The organism is Stutzerimonas chloritidismutans AW-1, assembly GCF_000495915.1.
In the GTDB taxonomy this organism is placed as follows: Bacteria; Pseudomonadota; Gammaproteobacteria; order Pseudomonadales; family Pseudomonadaceae; genus Stutzerimonas; species Stutzerimonas chloritidismutans.
Genome location: NZ_AOFQ01000048.1, coordinates 35,460 through 52,081, shown reverse-complemented (window position 1 = coordinate 52,081; position 16,622 = coordinate 35,460). Strand labels below are relative to the sequence as shown.

12 protein-coding genes are annotated in these 16,622 nt (G+C 63.7%); 8 read left to right on the top strand and 4 right to left on the bottom strand.

Going from position 1 to position 16,622, the window contains the following annotated elements; translation table 11 throughout:
• The first annotated feature begins 13 nt into the window (after nt 1–13).
• Nucleotides 14–2,323, top strand: coding sequence for a PqiB family protein (locus tag F753_RS39730; protein ID WP_023445859.1), 2,310 nt, complete (start codon nt 14–16; stop codon nt 2,321–2,323).
• Between the two features lie 115 nt (nt 2,324–2,438).
• Here F753_RS39730 and mksF read toward each other — a convergent pair whose 3' ends face one another.
• From mksF to mksB, 3 genes are all read right to left on the bottom strand, one after another.
• Nucleotides 2,439–5,273: an Mks condensin complex protein MksF gene (mksF, locus tag F753_RS39725; RefSeq protein WP_023445858.1), complete on the bottom strand. Its 2,835-nt coding sequence runs from the start codon at nt 5,271–5,273 to the stop codon at nt 2,439–2,441.
• Nucleotides 5,270–5,971: an Mks condensin complex protein MksE gene (gene mksE / locus F753_RS39720; RefSeq protein ID WP_023445857.1), complete on the bottom strand. Its 702-nt coding sequence runs from the start codon at nt 5,969–5,971 to the stop codon at nt 5,270–5,272. Before mksE ends, mksF begins: the two co-directional genes overlap by 4 nt.
• Before the next feature lie 330 nt (nt 5,972–6,301).
• Nucleotides 6,302–7,591: an Mks condensin complex protein MksB gene (gene mksB, locus F753_RS39715; RefSeq protein ID WP_031297940.1), complete on the bottom strand. Its 1,290-nt coding sequence runs from the start codon at nt 7,589–7,591 to the stop codon at nt 6,302–6,304.
• A 308-nt stretch (nt 7,592–7,899) separates the two neighbouring features.
• On the opposite strand from mksB, the gene F753_RS39710 reads away from it, so the two are divergent.
• The 5 genes from F753_RS39710 to rimI all read left to right on the top strand — a co-directional run bounded on the left by F753_RS39710 (nt 7,900) and on the right by rimI (nt 13,385).
• Nucleotides 7,900–8,997 (top strand): carboxynorspermidine decarboxylase, encoded by a 1,098-nt coding sequence (locus F753_RS39710; protein WP_023445855.1) that lies wholly within the window; start codon nt 7,900–7,902, stop codon nt 8,995–8,997.
• 27 nt (nt 8,998–9,024) lie between these two features.
• Complete coding sequence (locus F753_RS39705) at nt 9,025–10,266, top strand: saccharopine dehydrogenase family protein (RefSeq protein WP_023445854.1); 1,242 nt, start codon at nt 9,025–9,027, stop codon at nt 10,264–10,266.
• Nucleotides 10,267–10,551: 285 nt separating this feature from the next.
• Nucleotides 10,552–12,096 (top strand): 2-isopropylmalate synthase, encoded by a 1,545-nt coding sequence (locus F753_RS39700; RefSeq protein WP_014819297.1) that lies wholly within the window; start codon nt 10,552–10,554, stop codon nt 12,094–12,096.
• Nucleotides 12,093–12,923: a hypothetical protein gene (locus F753_RS39695; RefSeq protein WP_023445853.1), complete on the top strand. Its 831-nt coding sequence runs from the start codon at nt 12,093–12,095 to the stop codon at nt 12,921–12,923. The genes F753_RS39700 and F753_RS39695 overlap by 4 nt, the downstream gene beginning before the upstream one ends.
• A 9-nt stretch (nt 12,924–12,932) precedes the next feature.
• Entirely contained in the window at nt 12,933–13,385 is a 453-nt protein-coding gene (gene rimI / locus F753_RS39690; RefSeq protein WP_003281964.1) for a ribosomal protein S18-alanine N-acetyltransferase, read from the top strand.
• A 233-nt stretch (nt 13,386–13,618) separates the two neighbouring features.
• Here rimI and F753_RS39685 read toward each other — a convergent pair whose 3' ends face one another.
• A complete protein-coding gene (locus F753_RS39685) occupies nt 13,619–14,161 on the bottom strand; it encodes a hypothetical protein (RefSeq protein ID WP_023445852.1) in 543 nt (180 codons plus the stop codon).
• A 180-nt stretch (nt 14,162–14,341) separates the two neighbouring features.
• Between F753_RS39685 and otsB the strand changes: the two genes are divergently transcribed.
• Both otsB and otsA read left to right on the top strand, forming a co-directional pair.
• Nucleotides 14,342–15,118: a trehalose-phosphatase gene (gene otsB, locus F753_RS39680; protein ID WP_023445851.1), complete on the top strand. Its 777-nt coding sequence runs from the start codon at nt 14,342–14,344 to the stop codon at nt 15,116–15,118.
• Between the two features lie 16 nt (nt 15,119–15,134).
• Nucleotides 15,135–16,550: an alpha,alpha-trehalose-phosphate synthase (UDP-forming) gene (otsA, locus tag F753_RS39675; protein WP_011914307.1), complete on the top strand. Its 1,416-nt coding sequence runs from the start codon at nt 15,135–15,137 to the stop codon at nt 16,548–16,550.
• Nucleotides 16,551–16,622 lie beyond the last annotated feature (72 nt).

The following is a 16,622-nucleotide window of genomic DNA, read 5'->3' as shown; positions in this document are numbered from 1 at the left end:
CCGGGAAAAAAGCATGCCTCCCCTGCCACAAGCCAATACTCGCCCTGCCTCCAGCTGGTCGGCCATCTGGATACTGCCTCTGATCGCACTGGCTATCGGAGCGTGGCTTGCCTGGCAGGCCTATAGCGAGCGAGGTATCCACATCGAGGTGGTCTTCGAGAGTGCCGAAGGGATCGAGATCGGCAAGACGTCGGTGCTCTACAAGGGCATGACGATCGGTGTCGTGCGTGATCTGCGTCTAGGCGACGATGAGCGTCGGCAGGTCGTTGTCGCGGACATCGAGATGAACAAGGACGTCGATGGCTATCTACGCAGCGGCACGCGCTTCTGGCTGGTCAAGCCCAGTGTGACGCTAGCCGGGATTACCGGGCTGGAGACTCTGGTGTCGGGCAACTACATCGGTATCAGCCCTGCTGATGGCGAGACAACGCGGCGTTTCGTTGCGCTGGCGGAAGAGCCGCCGATGTCCGACAGCCGCATCGGCCTGCACCTGACGCTCAAAGCCGAGCGCCTTGGCTCGCTGAATCGCGGCAGTCCGGTGTTCTATCGGCAGATCCAGGTCGGACAGGTGAAGAACTTCGTGTTGTCCGAGGACGACAGTACCGTCGAGGTGCAGTTGTATATACAGCCGGAGTACGCCCATCTGGTGCGCAAGCACACGCGATTCTGGAATGCCAGCGGCGTCACCGTGGATGCCGGTCTGACGGGGGTTAAGTTCCGTACGGAGTCTCTGGCTAGCATCGTCGCCGGCGGTATCGCCTTCGCCACTCCATCTCACCGCAAGGACAGCCCTGCGACCGATCCGAGCATCCCGTTCCGGCTCTATGAGGACTTCGATGCGGCCCAGGCGGGTATCAAGACGCTCGTATCTCTGCAGGATTTCGATGGGCTACAGGCCGGCCGGACCCCTGTCATCTACAAGGGCATGCAGGTCGGTCTGCTGAAGAAGCTGGATATCGATTCCGACCTTAGCGGCGCGCAGGCCGAACTCTCCATCGACCCGCTGTTCGAGGACTATCTGGTAGAGGACACGCAGTTCTGGGTGGTCAAACCGTCGGTTTCGGTTGCCGGGATATCCGGGCTCGAGGCCTTGGTGCGCGGCAATTACATTGCTGTTCGGCCCGGCGAGAAGGGCGCAGAAGCCAGGCGCAACTTCGTCGCACGCGCCAAGGCACCACCGCTGGATATACGCTCGCCCGGCCTTCACCTGGTACTGACGGCGGACAACCTCGGTTCGCTTGATGTCGGTAGTCCTGTGCTCTATCGCCAGGTACGGGTTGGCACCGTGCAGAGTTACCAGTTCTCGCGCGACCAGCAGCGGGTCGTGGTTGGCGTGCACATCGAGCAGCCCTACGCCGATCTGGTAAACAGTTCGAGCCGGTTCTGGAATGCCAGTGGCATTTCCCTCACCGGCGGGCTTTCTGGTATTGAAGTGCGCAGCGAATCGCTGCAGAGCCTGCTGGCCGGGGGCATCGCATTCGAGACGCCGGAGCCGCAAGCTCCGGCTACCAGAAAGGTGCCCCGATTCAAGTTGCACAAGGACCGGGACAGCGCAATACGGCGCGGTACCTCGATAGAGATTCGTCTCCATCGCGGCGACGGCCTCGTTGCCGGCACGCCGATCCGCTACAAGGGGCTGGAGGTCGGCGAGGTTGACAGTGTGACGCTTAGCGATGACCTCGGACACGTCGTGCTGCGGGCCCGGATTACCGCCGCAGAGTCGCGGATTGCTCGTGCTGGCACGCAGTTCTGGGTCGTACGGCCCGAGTTTGGCCTCATGCGCACCGCCAATCTGGATACGCTGGTCAGTGGTCCCTATCTTGAGGTGGCTCCCGGCAAACCAGGTGCGGCCGCTCAAGCGCATTTCGTGGGCCAGGAGCGTGAGCCGCAGAAGGCTGGTGAAGGGTTCGCCTTGGTCCTCAGCGCTGCGCGTTTGGGTTCGATCAAGCCAGGCAATGCGGTCACCTACCGTGAGGTGAAGGTCGGTGAGGTGACTGGCTACGAGTTGGGGCAGACTGCCGACCGCGTGCTGATCCGCGTACTGATCGAGCCACGCTACGCTGCATTGGTGCATACCGGCAGCCGGTTCTGGGAAACCAGCGGGTTTGGTGTCGACTTCAGCCTGTTCAAGGGCGCCAGCGTGCGTACCGACTCGCTGGAGTCGCTGATCGAGGGTGGCGTTGCCTTCGCCACTCCTGATGGTGAGCAGATGGGGCGCCGCGCACTACCGGGACAGACGTTCGCCTTGTTCAAGGAGCCGCAGGAGGAATGGTTTGGTTGGGCGCCGAAGATCGAGCTGGGCCGAGCGGAGGCCGGTGAATGACCGGGCGGCGGCATGTGGTCGAGAGGCTGCTTAGCTGCAGCGCCGCCGACCACCATTTCTGCGAAATATAGATAAGGAAAAGGCCCCGTCGGGGCCCTTTTTCGTTGCGGTGAGATCAGGCCGGTTCTTCGGTCCGTTGGGCTGAAGCAGTGTGCTCGCTGGCGACCGGTTCGCGGCGGCTGATGTATTTCCAGTCTGCCTCATCGATGTAGATGCCGGCCGGCCCGCTGCCGCCTTCCAGGTCGATGGCTACGTGGGCCGAGACCTGCGGCTTCACCGACGCGAGGATCGGCACGAAGCCCAGCTGCAGGCTGGTTTCGATCAGCGCCTGCTGGTTGCGCTCGTCGATGTCAGCCGCCTCGTCGAGGTAGTAGGGCAGGCGGATGCGCCCGGCCTGCTCGCGGTCCATCAGGTGCAGCAACAGATACATGTTGGTCAGTGCCTTGATGGTCATGGTGGTGCCGTTGGACGCCGCACCGTCGATGTCGGTGTGGATCACCGGCTGGCCGCCAACCTTGGTGATCTCGAACGCCAGCTCGAACAGGTCCTTCAGGCCCAGCTGGTTGTTGTTCGCCGCCACCAGCCGCGCCAGATACTCCTTGGCTTCCTCGTTCTTCGCGTCCTGTTCGGAAGACTGCGACAGATCGAACACCGAGAGCGTCTCGCCTTCCTCGTATTGCCCGGCGCTGTGGATGATCTGATCGATGTGCTTGAGCGCATCCTTGTTCGGCGCCAGCACGATGCGGAAGCTCGCCAGGTTGGAAACCTGACGCTTGTTGATCTCGCGGTTGAACAGCGCCAGCTGGTGTTCCAGGCTTTCGTAGTCGCTACGGATATTGCGCAGCGTTCGAGCGATGTCGGTGACCGCGGCACGGCGCGCCTTGGCCAGGGTCAGCGCCTCGTCCTGACGATGGGCGTAGGCATTGACCAGCAGCTGCAGGCGGCGCTCGGGGTCTTCCTCGCTATCGAACTTGGCTACGCCCTTCAGGCGCACCTGGGCATACAGCGCCTCGATCTGGCCGTCGACGCGCTGTAGCGCCTGCCAGCTGTCCTGGTAGTCGTTGAGCAGCGGCAGCAGGTTGTCCAGCGAGTCGTCCACCGGGTCCATGAAGGGCGTGCCGAACGGCAGGTTCGCCGGTAACAGCTGGCGGCGGCGCAGGGCATCCTCGAGCGTGCGTTCCTTGGCTTCCAGATCGGCCAGCTGACGGCCGACCAGCTGCAGCTTGGCGGACAAATGCTGCACGCGCTCGGCGAAGGCGTCACTGGTGCGCTTGAGTTCTTCCTGGGCGGCCTCGGCCTGGGCCAGCTGTTCCAGCTTGGCGGGCTCTTCGGCGGCCAGGGTCTGGCTGCGGCGGAAATCCTCCAGCGCTTTCTGCGCATCCAGCACGGCCTGGTACAGCGCCTCGGCCTGGGCCTTGCTCGCGGCGCGGTCGACGGCCACGGCATGCTGGGTCTTGAGCTGCTTGAGTTCGCGCTCCAGGCGATCCTTCTGGTCGCGCAGTGCGGCACGGTCGGCCAGAGCCTGCAGCGCCGGCGGTTCGATATGCGAAAGGTCGATGGACAGGCCCGGCACCGAGAAGGTGTCGCCCTTAAAACGATCAAGCACCGCTTCGACTGCCCTGACCCAGTCCTCGCCCTCGGCAGTGATACCTTTTTCGCCCAGCGGCAGGCTGAACAGCTGGCCATTGAACAGGCGCATCAGGCGGTCGACGTCGGCCTGGGAAAATTCTTCGCGCAGGCGCGAATAGCTGTTGTTGTCGGCGTGATCGAGCTGTTGCCTCACCGACTTCAAACGCTTTTCCAGATCGCGCAGGCGCTCGTCCAGATCTTCGCTGGAGAACTGACGGGACTGCGCCAATGCACCGGCCAGCTCGTCATGGGCGTCCTTGGCGGCGAGCAGCTGCTGCTCCAGCACATGGGCGTCCTCGACCAGGGCGAAACGGTTCTTCAGCACCGCCAGCTCTCCGAGCCAGCGCTGGGCTTCGCTGATTTCACGTTCCAGGCGCATCAGTTCGCCAGTCGAGCCGCGCTGTTCGTTCTGCAGGCCGTCCTGCTCGCGGCGGTAGTGTTCGGCCTGGATCACCAGCTCTTCCTTGCGAGCATCGGCGTAGTCGTGCCAGGTGCCCAGCAGGTTGTCGAGCAGCGGCGAGAGGCGATGCAGCTTGCCGCGCAGCAGCTCGCGCTGGGCCACGCCTGAGGCCAGCGCTTCGACCAGCGGGCCGGCGGCCACCAGCGCCTGGTAGTCCTGCTCCATGCGGCGTACGTCGCGGAAAGCTTCCTCGGTAGCGGCGATGTAATCGACGCTGCCCGAGCGCAGGCTGTGTTCGAAGGCGTCGAGGAACAGCTGCTTCAATTTGGCAGCCGTGATCTCCCTCATATGCAGCAGGTTGATAAACAGTGCACGGAAGGTCTTCAGGCTCTGCTCGCTGGTCGAGCGCAGCGGGATCAGCGTCATGTCCAGCGGGATCGAGGTGTGCCCGCCGACCAGCAGGCGGCGCAGTTCGTCCGGCTTGGCCTCGTAGGCCTTGATGCCGGCGCGTTCGAGGTTGGCGAACAGCTCGCGCTGGCGCAGGCAGGTGCCGTTCTGCTGGTAATGGTCCAGGTCCAGCGCACCCTGGTAGACGAAAAACTGGTGCCCGAAGCCGCCACCCGGGCCGCGCCCGGCCACGCCGATCACGTGTGGGCCATGTGGCAGCATCACCTCGACCAGGATGTAGCTGGTGTCCGAGGCGAAGTAGAACTTGCGTGACTGCTCGAGGCTGTACTTGCCGAAGCTCATGTCCGACATGCGCGCCAGGATCGGGAACTGCAGCGCGTTGATCGAGGCGGACTTGCCCAGGTTATTGGCGCCGTAGACCGACAGCGGGTTTTCCAGCGGGAAAATGCCGAGGCTGTAGCCGGCGGTGTTCAGCAGGGCGAAGCGGCGAATGCCGTAGCGTTCCTGGCTCATGCTTCAAGCTCCTTTTCTGCGGCGATGGCGCGGGCCAGGGCGTCTTCTTCGGATTCTTCGGTGGGGTCTTCGGCAGGTTCGTCGATGAGGATGATTTCGTCCTCGTCTTCTTCCTCGGCAATCAGCTGCGGCGTGGCCAGCGGCAGGTCGCTGCTGTGCAGGCTGGCGGCCAGATCGCGGTCCTGCTGCACCGACAGGCAGACGTCGAGGAAACGGTGCATCGGCGGCAGGAAGCGGTAGACGCCGTTGCTGTCTTCGGCGAAGCCCAGCTGGGTCAGGCGGCGGATGACCTTTTCTTCCAGTTCTTCCTGGGTGGTGACTTCGGCCTGCAGAAACAGGTCGCGATACTTGTCCAGCAGCGCCGGCAGTTCATCGCGACCGAGACTGCCGCCATCGAGCACGGCCAGCGGATCGCGGCCCTGGTCGGCCAGGTGCTCGACGAGGATGAAGGTGAACAGTGCCAGGCGCTGGGCGGTCTTGTTCACCTGCGCGCCCATTTGCTCGGGGACGAAGTAATAGAAGCCGCGCGGATCGCAGACCAGCTCGAAGCCGAGCGCCTTGAACAATGCGCGGTACTGGTCCTGCATGTTCGACAGCTGCGCGTAAGGCTCCGGCTCGCTGCGGGACAGGTGATAGCCCTTGAACAGCTCGCGGAAGATCGGCGCCAGCTGGGTCATTTCCTTGAGGTCGATGTTCATTCAGGTTGCTCGCTGGATCGTTGGGTAGAAATCAACAAGGTGATTTCCACAGCGTGATTTGATGGGCTTTGGCCTGTCTGTGCTGCTGGTTGGTGCCTGCCCCTCACCCCAACCCTCTCCCCATAGGGGAGAGGGGGCTGTTGGTGCGGGGAGCGGAAAGCGACGTCGACCTGAGCCTTGCGATGGGCAGGCTGCGGGGCCTGGCTGCAATGCCGGATGTGAGCGCTGTATGGAAGACCGCCCCCTGGAAAGCGGCGAAGCCTTTTCCACCTTTTCGATTCGGTGTGGCTGGAGGTGGACAAGCTGCGCGTTGCCCACCCTACGTAGGAATCAGCCATTGGCGTTGGCCACCAGGGCAAAGGAGCTGAGGCTGACGAGGTGCTCGCGGGTCAGGTATTCGCGACGCTCCAGGCGGTCGCGCTGGAAGCGGCTGTCGCGGGACAGGCGCGAGAACCAGTAGAGCAGCTCGTCGGTGGCGCCTTCGGGTTCCTGTTCCAGCAGCCAGGCCATCAGGTCCGGCAGCGGCAGCGCCTGCTGGCAACGCTCGATCATCTCGCGTGCCGTGCGCGGTGCGCGTGGCAGTTCGCCCTGGCGCTTGGCGCTGGCTCGGGGGAATTGCGCCGGCTTCGGCTCGAAGCGGGCCAGCGCGTAGACGTAGGCCTCAACCTGGCTGGCGGTGCCGAGAAAGGTGGTCTGCGGACGAGTGAACAACGGCAGCGATGCTTGCGGCACGGCGTCCAGGCCTTTCTTGCGGATCGCCGACAACGCCAGCGCCGCACCGCGGGTCACGGCGTTGTGCCGGCGCGCTTCCTCGCGCAGTGGCAGCAACAGTTCGCGTGCCTTGCGCAGGGTCAGTTGGGCGGTGGTCTGCATTTCGAGGATGCGCGCATGGGTGCGCACGAGCAGATCGTCGTCCACCAGCTGGCCGAGGCGCTGCTGCTCGCCGAGCAACTTCATCAGCACCTGCTCGACGCGGTGCACGCCCTGCTCGAAGGCGCCATCGGCAGAGACCAGCTGGATCATTGGCTCGACGTACTCGTCCCAGGTCGCCAGCACCTCGGCGTAGCGCTGGCGCAGCGGGATCTGGCGGTCGCTGGTCTTGGCCCGGTCGGCCACGGCGACCAGTGCCTGCTCGTCGTTGTCGAGTTTCTTCAGCACGTCGCGTACGCGCATGTCGAGCAGGCGCAGCTGGCGGGCCAGGTCGTTGCCGTCGCGAATCTCGAAGGCATCAAGGATATGCCCGGCCAGACGCTCCAGATGGCGCAGGTAGGCTTCGATCTCCAGGCACAGGCCGAGGCGGTGCTCGCGCCGCAGGTAGGCGAGGAAGTCGTGGATCTGCGCGTTCAGCTCGAAGCGGTTGGGGCTCTTGGCCACCGGCACCAGGATGTCCAGGCGAATCCACTGGTCGAGCAGGGCGGTGATATCGGTGGGCGTGCCTTCGGGCAATTGCGCGGCGAGCTGATGACGCAGCTCAACCAGACTCAGGGTGCCGGCATCGAAGCGCTCGCACAGTGGTTCGAGCAGGGTCCAGTGTTCGGCAAGGGCACGCAGTACGCGCTTGGGTTCGATCATCGAGGCGCCGGTTCCAGCCAGTGAAAAAAGGCGCGAATTGTACTGCATTGAGGCGCGTGTATAGGCGATCAGACGATCGGTTGCCGTTCGCAGTTGTGGCAAATGTGGGCGCAGTCACCGGTTTGTCATCAGGGCCGGGTTAGCTGTCCTGCGCGGGTTCTTAGGGCCGAACGTGTTCGGCCTTGGCGGAATCGGTGGCCGAATGAATTTGACCCTACAGACGCGCGGCGACGCATTCTGTCAGAAGAAATGCGTCGATGGCCTTTCGATATGCGGCGATTGTCGGCAGAATCCGCCCTTTTGCAAACGGGGAGCCGCCAGCTTCCTGCCAGGCGACCTCGTATGGGCACTTCTAAATGATCAAGACGCCGTATTACCTCATCGACAAACAGAAGCTCTTGGGCAACCTGGAGAAGATCGCCTACGTGCGCGAACACTCCGGAGCCAAGGCGCTGCTGGCGCTGAAGTGCTTCGCCACCTGGTCAGTGTTCGATCTGATGCAGCAGTACATGGATGGCACCACCTCGTCGTCGCTCTATGAGCTCAAGCTGGGTCGGCAGAAGTTCGCCGGCGAGACCCACGCCTACAGCGTGGCCTGGGCTGACGACGAGATCGACGAGATGGTCGCCAACTGCGACAAGATCATCTTCAACTCCATCGGTCAGATGCAGCGTTTCGAGGCGGCCACCGAAGGCACCATTCGCGGCTTGCGCGTCAATCCGCAGGTGAGCAGCTCGGACTATCTGCTGGCCGATCCGGCGCGTCCGTTCAGTCGTCTGGGCGAGCATGATCCGGCGAAGATCGAGGCGGTGATCGGCAAGATCAGTGGCTTCATGTTCCACAACAACTGTGAGAACTCCAGCTTCGAGCTGTTCGACCAGATGCTGACCACCATCGAGGAGCGCTTCGGCCACCTGCTGGAAAAGGTCGAGTGGGTCAGCCTCGGCGGCGGTATCCACTTCACGGGCGAGGGCTATCCGCTCGATGCCTTCTGCGCACGCCTGAAAGCCTTCTCGGAAAAATTTGGTGTGCAGGTCTACCTGGAGCCCGGCGAAGCGGCGATCACCATGAGTGCGTCGCTGGAAGTGACGGTGCTCGACACCCTGTACAACGGCAAGAATCTCGCAGTGGTGGACAGCTCCATCGAGGCACACATGCTCGATCTGCTGATTTATCGCCTGAACGCCAAGATGGCGCCCTCGGACGGCGAGCACAGCTACATGGTGTGCGGCAAATCCTGTCTGGCCGGCGACATCTTCGGCGAGTATCAATTCGATCGTCCGCTGGCCATCGGCGATCGTCTGTCGTTCATCGACGCAGCGGGTTACACCATGGTCAAGAAAAACTGGTTCAACGGCCTGAAAATGCCGTCCATCGTGGTGAAGCAGCTCGACGGCAGCGTCGAGGTGGTTCGGGAATTCAACTTTGAGGATTACCTGTCCAGCCTCTCGTAGGTGGCAGGGTAAGGAGAGTTAAAAAAATTGAAGAAGAACGTTCTTATCATTGGTGCAGGAGGTGTCGCCAAGGTGGTGGCCCATAAGTGCGCGCAGCACAACGACGAACTCGGTCGTATTGCTATCGCGTCGCGCAGCATCTCCAAATGCCAGGCCATCATTGATAGCGTACAGGCCAAGGGCAGCCTCAAACAGCCCGCCGAAATCAGGGCCTACGCCCTGGACGCCCTGGACGTGGAAGCGACCAAGGCGCTGATCCGCGAGACCGAATCGCAGATCGTCATCAACGTTGGCTCCGCCTTTCTCAACATGTCGGTGCTGCGCGCCTGCATGGACACCGGTGCCGCGTATCTGGATACCGCGATCCACGAAGAGCCGGGCAAGATCTGTGAAACACCGCCGTGGTATGGCAACTACGAGTGGAAGCACCTGGCCGAGTGCCAGGAGAAGGGCGTCACTGCCATTCTCGGCGTCGGTTTCGATCCGGGCGTGGTCAACGCCTACGCTGCCCTGGCGCAGCAGGAATACTTCGACAAGATCGAGTCAATCGACATTCTCGACGTCAACGCCGGTTCCCACGGCAAGTATTTCGCCACCAATTTCGACCCGGAAATCAATTTCCGCGAATTCACCGGTCAGGTTTACAGCTGGCAGAACAGCCAGTGGACGACCAATCGCATGTTCGAGGTCAAACGCACCGACGACCTGCCGGTCGTGGGCGAACAGAGTCTCTACCTGACCGGCCACGACGAGGTGCACTCGCTCTCCAAGCACCTCGATGTACCGAACATCCGCTTCTGGATGAGCTTCGGCGAGCACTACATCAACGTCTTTACGGTGCTGAACAGCCTTGGCCTGCTCTCCGAGCAGCCGGTGCGCACCGCCGAAGGCCTGGAAGTGGTACCGCTCAAGGTGGTCAAGGCCGTATTGCCCGATCCCGCCTCGCTGGCGCCGGGCTATACCGGCAAGACCTGCATTGGCGATCTGGTCAAGGGCACGAAGGACGGGCAGCCTCGCGAGCTGTTCATCTACAACGTCGCCGACCATGAAGAAGCCTATGCCGAGACCGACAGCCAGGGCATCTCCTACACCGCCGGCGTACCGCCGGTTGCCGCCGCGCTGCTGGTAGCGCGTGGCGAGTGGGATGCGCAGCGCATGGTCAACGTCGAAGAGCTACCGGCCCAGCCGTTCCTCAAGCTGCTCGATGTGATGGGTCTGCCGACCCGGATCAAGGACGAGCGCGGCGATCGGGCCTGGGATCAGGCTTGATCGGCTGCGCGTCGGCCCTGCTGCGTTAAAAACAGGCTCTAGCTCGCTCGATCAACCTAAAGCCCGCCTAAAGGCGGGCTTTGTGTTTTCTGGCGTAGGGTGGAAAACGCCGAAGGCTTTTCCACCGACGGGGAACGCTGGTGGAAAACGCTTCGCGGTTTTCCACCCTACGCTGCAACAACCCAAGCCAAACGCAGCTTCGCCTTTCCGCTTTGTTCATTTCACGCGACAATCCGCCCACTACAGCGCCCTGTCAGAGGCGCTCGGCAGCCGTGAGGATTTCCTATGAGCAGCAATGATCGCGTCATCATCTTCGACACCACCCTGCGCGACGGCGAGCAGAGCCCCGGCGCGTCCATGACCGGTGAGGAAAAGCTGCGCATCGCCCGGGCGCTGGAGCGGCTGAAGGTGGACGTGATCGAGGCTGGCTTCGCCATCGCCAGCCCCGGCGACTTCGCCGCGGTGAAGCTGGTTGCCGACAACATCAAGGACAGCACCGTGTGCAGCCTGGCGCGCGCTGTCGATGCCGACATCGAGCGTGCCGCCGAAGCACTGGCCGGCGCCAACTCCGGGCGCATCCACACCTTCATCGCCACCAGCCCGATCCACATGCAGTACAAGCTGCGCATGCAGCCGGACCAGGTGGTCGAGCAGGCGGTGCGTGCGGTGAAGAAGGCGCGCAGCCTGTGCGCCGACGTGGAGTTCTCCTGCGAGGATGCCGGGCGCTCGGAGATCGATTTCCTCTGCCGCATCATCGAGGCTGCCATCGACGCCGGTGCGCGCACCATCAACATCCCGGACACCGTCGGCTATGCGATTCCGCACCAGTACGCCGACACCATCCGCCAGCTGCTCGAACGCATCCCCAACGCCGACAAGGCAGTGTTCTCGGTGCATTGCCACAACGACCTGGGTCTGGCCGTGGCCAACTCCCTCGCGGCAGTGGTCGCCGGTGCGCGGCAGGTGGAGTGCACCATCAACGGCCTCGGCGAGCGTGCCGGCAACGCCGCGCTGGAAGAGATCGTCATGGCGATCAAGACCCGCCAGGACCTGCTCGACGTACACACCCGCATCGAGACCGAGCACATTCTCGCGGCCTCGCGCCTTGTCTCGGGCATCACCGGCTTCCCGGTGCAGCCGAACAAGGCCATCGTCGGCGCCAATGCCTTCGCCCACGAGTCGGGCATCCACCAGGATGGCGTGCTCAAGCACCGCGAGACTTACGAAATTATGTCCGCCCAGTCGGTTGGCTGGAACGCCAACAAGATGGTGATGGGCAAGCATTCCGGCCGCGCCGCATTCCGTTCGCGCCTGGATGAGCTGGGCATCGTGCTCGAAGGCGACGAGCTGAATGCCGCGTTCGCCCGCTTCAAGGAGCTGGCCGACAAGAAGCACGAAATCTTCGACGAAGACCTGCAGGCGCTGGTCTCCGACACCCTGGCCGACGAAGCGCCTGAGCACTTCAAGCTGGCCAGCCTGGAAGTCGCGAGCAAGACCGGCACCATCCCCGAAGCCAAGCTGGTGCTCAGCGTCGACGGTGCCGAGCGCAGCGCCCAGGCCCAGGGCTCCGGCCCGGTCGACGCCACCTTCAAAGCCATCGAGGCGGTCGCCGAATCGGGCGCCACGCTGCAGCTGTATTCGGTCAACGCCATCACCCAGGGCACCGACTCCCAGGGTGAAGTCACCGTGCGGCTGGAGAAGGGCGGGCGCATCGTCAACGGCAACGGCGCCGATACCGATATCGTCGTCGCGTCGGCCAAGGCTTATCTCAACGCGCTGAACCTGATGCAGGTCGGCGCCAAGGCTCACCCACAGGTGGAAGGCGTTTGATCAACGAAGCCCGGCGTCGCGCCTACCTCGACGCCATGCAGGTGGCCAGCTGGCTGCCGCGTACCGAACTGCCTTTCGCTGCGCCGTCGCGGCCGGAGCTGCTGTTGCCGGTCGCGGCCGAAACGGAGCCAGACATTGCCGTCGCACCGCCAGCCGAGGTGCCGGTGGCCGCGCCGGTAGTGGAACGGGCCCCCGCAGCACCTGTCGTCGAGCCGCCACAGGCGCCGCGTCCGCGTATCGCCATGCCGGAACCCAAGCAGCCGGAACCGGTTGCTGCTGCGGCGGTAGAACAGGCGGCCGAACCGGCCAAACCCATCGAGCCACCGCCACGTTTCTCGCTGCAGCTGATGCGCGCCGGCAACGTGTTGCTGGTGGTGGAGTTGCCCACCGGCGAATCCTTCCAGAGCCGCGACCCGGCCTACATCCTGCTCAAGGACCTGCTGCGCGCCGCACGCCTGCCGGACCCCCCCCCCCCCCGGCGGAAAAAGCCGCAGCAGGTCGGCGATGGCGAGCCGATTCGCTGGCCGCTGCTGAACAAGGGCAGCCTCGACCAGGGTGGAGAAGCCGCACGAGATTACGTGCAGGGCGTGATGGCCGCCGAGCTGGAAAACATGGGCTGCGATTGCATCTGGCTGATCGGTCGTCCGGCGCTGCGTTTCGCCGGTGAAGTGGATGTCGACGCCTGCTATCGCGAACTGGCTGTCGAAGGGCTCGGTCGCGCACTGGCGATGCCCGGCTTGGAACAGCTGATGGAGCAGCCGGCCGCCAAGGCCGAGCTGTGGAAAACCCTGCGCCGCAGCATGCCGCGCTGGCACATAGGTTCATGAGTACGTGTGATGAGTGATGCTGTCAGCTTCCGCCCGATGACCGCGGCGGACATCGAAGCCGTGTTGAAGATCGAGTACGCCGCCTTCAGTCACCCCTGGACGCGCGGCATCTTCAACGACGCGCTGAGTGCCTACGAGTGCTGGGTGATGTTCGAGGGCGAGCAGCAGGTCGGGCACGGTGTGATCAACCTGATCCTCGACGAGGCGCACCTGCTCAATATCACCGTCAAGCCGCAGAGCCAGGGCCGCGGCCTCGGCCTGCGCCTGCTCGAGCATCTGATGGAGCGTGCCCGCGAACGCGGCGGCCGCGAGTGCTTCCTCGAAGTACGTGCGAGCAACACCACGGCCTATCGGCTTTACGAGCGTTATGGCTTCAATGAAGTTGGCCGGCGCCGGGCCTACTACCCGGCGGCAGATGGCCGTGAAGATGCGCTGGTGATGGCCTGCACGTTGCTGGATTGATTGTTGCGGGCTTCGGTTTTTGTGCTGGAGTTCGCCGGCGCCACGATCACGGTTGCCGACCTCTGACTGTCACCAGCCTCGGTAGGGTGGATCGCGCTTCAGCGAACCACCGTGCTCTGGTCAAGGTGGATGTAAAAGGCGACATCCACCCTACATCTACGAAGTAAGCCGAGGCCTTATGAGCTCCGGGGCCATGTCGCTTCCGCCTACCGAGTGCGGCAAATGGCTCCGCTTTATTCCCCCGGCCGCTTGTCCCGTCCGGAATCCAGTGGGGCTTCGCCTTCCAGTTCTTCGTCCGACAGCACGCTGTCGTCCTCGCGCAATACCGCATCGCCGCCGCTGAGGCCGGTGTCTTCGTCGCCTTCGGCGGGGCCATCCCAGGGTTTGCCGTCGAGCGGGTCGTAGCGGCCGAGTTCGGCCTCGTCGAGATCCACATCGGCGCCGATCTCATGCTCGGAAACCACGCTCAGGTCCTGATCGGCCGGCTCGCCATGGCCGCGTTCGCTCGGAGAGCGTGCGCCGTCCTCGGGGATCAGCGTTTCCGGCGCCATGTCGTCCATTGTGGTCTCGCCATCCGGGACTTCACCGGCCGTCATGCCTGCTTCGGCGGCGCGTTCGGCGGAGAACTCGTCGGCCACCTGCTCACCGGGCACTTCGTCACCGATGCGGCCCTTGCGCTCGTCACGGCGCTGATCGAAATCGAGCTGTTCAATGGAGCCCATGCGGTCTTCGGTGTTGTCGATTTCCGTTGGGGTGTAGGGTTTTTGATCGCTCATGATCGTCTCCTGTCAGAACGTCGGTCATGCAGGTTGTGACCCGGCCGCCCTGGGAAGATTCAGGGCTGTCGGCTGGCCGATAACGCCATTCGGGTCCATCCTTTCCTGCGGCCGTAGATGCCTGAGCGTCTTGAGAAAAAGGGGACGAACCACCGCGCGTGATCCGGAGTCCTACTCTGCATGAATGATCAAAACGACCAACCCGCGCCAGAGCCTCGGCGCTACGCCTTCTTCTTCGACGTCGACGGAACGCTGGCTGAGATTCAGCCCCGACCGGAACTCGTCTTCATTCCACCGGCCACCCTCGCGGCCCTGGAACGCCTGCATGCCGGCGGCATTCCCGTCGCCGTGATCTCCGGCAGGCCGCTCGCGCAGCTCGATGCGCTGCTGGCGCCCCTGCAACTTCCCGCCGCCGGCGTGCACGGTGCCGAGCGCCGTGATGCCACGGGTGAGCTGCGCAACCTGGCACTCGACAATCAGGCCCTGGCGCGCATCCAGCGTGAGTTGCAGCAGGCCTGCAGCGAGCACCCCGGCCTGCACCTGGAGAACAAGAGCGTCGCCTTTGCCCTGCATTTTCGTCAGGCGCCGGAGCTGGAGGAGGTTGCCCGCACACTCGCCGAAGACTTCGCCCAGCGTTACGCCGAGGTACTGACCCTGCAGCCCGGAAAGTGCGTGTTCGAACTCAAGCCCCGCGGCGCGAGCAAGGGCGAGGTGATCCGCGCCTTCATGCAGGAAGCGCCGTTCTCCGGCTGCACTCCCGTGTTCCTTGGCGACGATCTCACCGACGAAGCCGGCTTTGCCGCCGTCAATGCGCTCGGCGGTCGGTCCATCAAGGTCGGCGACGGCCCCAGCGAGGCCCGCGAACGGGTGGCGTCGGTGGCTGCCGTCGGCACCTGGATCGAAGCGCTGCTGAACGAACTCGGTGTGCCGGCCGAACCCAGAACAAAACCCGACTAGAGCGAGATTTACTGCCATGAGCCGTTTAGTAGTGGTTTCCAACCGCGTGGCGCCAATCAAACCGGGCAAGGTAGCCGCCGGAGGGCTGGCCGTCGGTGTCTACGATGCGCTGCGCCAGGCCGGTGGCATCTGGTTCGGCTGGAGTGGCGAGATCAGCGCGACCCCGACGATCAACACCGAGGAAGTGGGCAACATCACCTACGTCACGCTGCCGCTGAACAAGCGTGACTACGACCAGTACTACCGCGGCTTCTCCAACAACACACTCTGGCCGATCTTCCACTACCGTATCGACCTGGCGCGCTACAGCCGCGAAGAATACGACGGCTACCGGCGGGTCAACGGCATGCTGGCCGAGAAGCTCCTACCGCTGCTTGAACCTGACGACATCATCTGGATTCATGACTACCACCTGATCCCGTTCGCCGAAGCCTGCCGGCAGCTGGGCATCCGCAACCGCATCGGCTTCTTCCTGCACATCCCGTTTCCCGCACCGGAAATCCTCACCGCCATCCCGCCGCACAACGAGCTGCTGAAGACCCTCTGCTACTACGACCTGATCGGCTTCCAGACCGACACCGATCGCCTGGCCTTTCAGGACTACATCACCCGTGAGGTGCGTGGCGTTATCGAGCCAGACGGCAGCCTGACCGCCTACGGGCAGAACTTCCGCGCCGGGGTGTACCCGATCGGCGTGGTACCGGACGAAATCCAGAAGCTCGCCGAAGGCTACAAGGGCCGCGCCCATCCCATGCGCCGGGCCAGCGATACCCGGCGCCAGACCATCATCTCGGTCGACCGCCTGGACTACTCCAAGGGCCTGGTGGAGCGCTTCCGCGCCTACGAGGAGTTTCTCGACCGCTATCCCAAGCACCGCAACAACGTCGAATTCCTGCAGATCGCGCCGACATCGCGTTCCGACGTGCGCACCTATCAGCACATCCGCGAGCAGCTGGAAAGCCAGGCCGGGCACCTCAACGGGCGCCTGTCCGATCTTGACTGGACGCCGCTGCACTACCTCAACAAGAGCTACGACCGCCGCGTGCTGATGGGCCTGTTCCGCACCGCCGACGTCGGCTTCGTCACGCCGCTGCGCGACGGCATGAACCTGGTCGCCAAAGAATACGTCGCCGCGCAGGACCCGGAAGATCCCGGCGTGCTGGTGCTGTCGCGCTTCGCCGGTGCGGCGCGCGAGCTGACCTCCGCACTGATCGTCAATCCGTACGACTGCGTCGGCATGGCCGAAGCGCTCGACCGCGCGCTGAGCATGCCGCTGGCCGAACGCAAGGACCGCTACGAGCACCTGATGCGCGCCATTCGTGCCGCCGATCTGGATGCCTGGCGCGACAACTTCATGCGTGACCTGCGCTCGTTCGTCTCCCAGCCCAGCACCACGGTCATCGAGACGGAAGAACTCGTCGAGCCGGACTGATCGCCCGCGCGAGCCGGCCTTGCTTGTCAAAGGCCAGGCCGGCTCGTAAGGTGCGGGGCCGAACCATAGGGA

What these genes read in the sequence shown, in the direction of transcription:
- F753_RS39730 (WP_023445859.1), top strand. Translation starts at nt 14, where the DNA reads ATGCCTCCCCTGCCACAAGCCAATACTCGCCCTGCCTCCAGCTGGTCG.
- mksF (WP_023445858.1), bottom strand. Translation starts at nt 5,273, where the DNA reads ATGAGCCAGGAACGCTACGGCATTCGCCGCTTCGCCCTGCTGAACACC.
- mksE (WP_023445857.1), bottom strand. Translation starts at nt 5,971, where the DNA reads ATGAACATCGACCTCAAGGAAATGACCCAGCTGGCGCCGATCTTCCGC.
- mksB (WP_031297940.1), bottom strand. Translation starts at nt 7,591, where the DNA reads ATGCAGTACAATTCGCGCCTTTTTTCACTGGCTGGAACCGGCGCCTCG.
- F753_RS39710 (WP_023445855.1), top strand. Translation starts at nt 7,900, where the DNA reads ATGATCAAGACGCCGTATTACCTCATCGACAAACAGAAGCTCTTGGGC.
- F753_RS39700 (WP_014819297.1), top strand. Translation starts at nt 10,552, where the DNA reads ATGAGCAGCAATGATCGCGTCATCATCTTCGACACCACCCTGCGCGAC.
- rimI (WP_003281964.1), top strand. Translation starts at nt 12,933, where the DNA reads ATGAGTGATGCTGTCAGCTTCCGCCCGATGACCGCGGCGGACATCGAA.
- F753_RS39685 (WP_023445852.1), bottom strand. Translation starts at nt 14,161, where the DNA reads ATGAGCGATCAAAAACCCTACACCCCAACGGAAATCGACAACACCGAA.
- otsB (WP_023445851.1), top strand. Translation starts at nt 14,342, where the DNA reads ATGAATGATCAAAACGACCAACCCGCGCCAGAGCCTCGGCGCTACGCC.
- otsA (WP_011914307.1), top strand. Translation starts at nt 15,135, where the DNA reads ATGAGCCGTTTAGTAGTGGTTTCCAACCGCGTGGCGCCAATCAAACCG.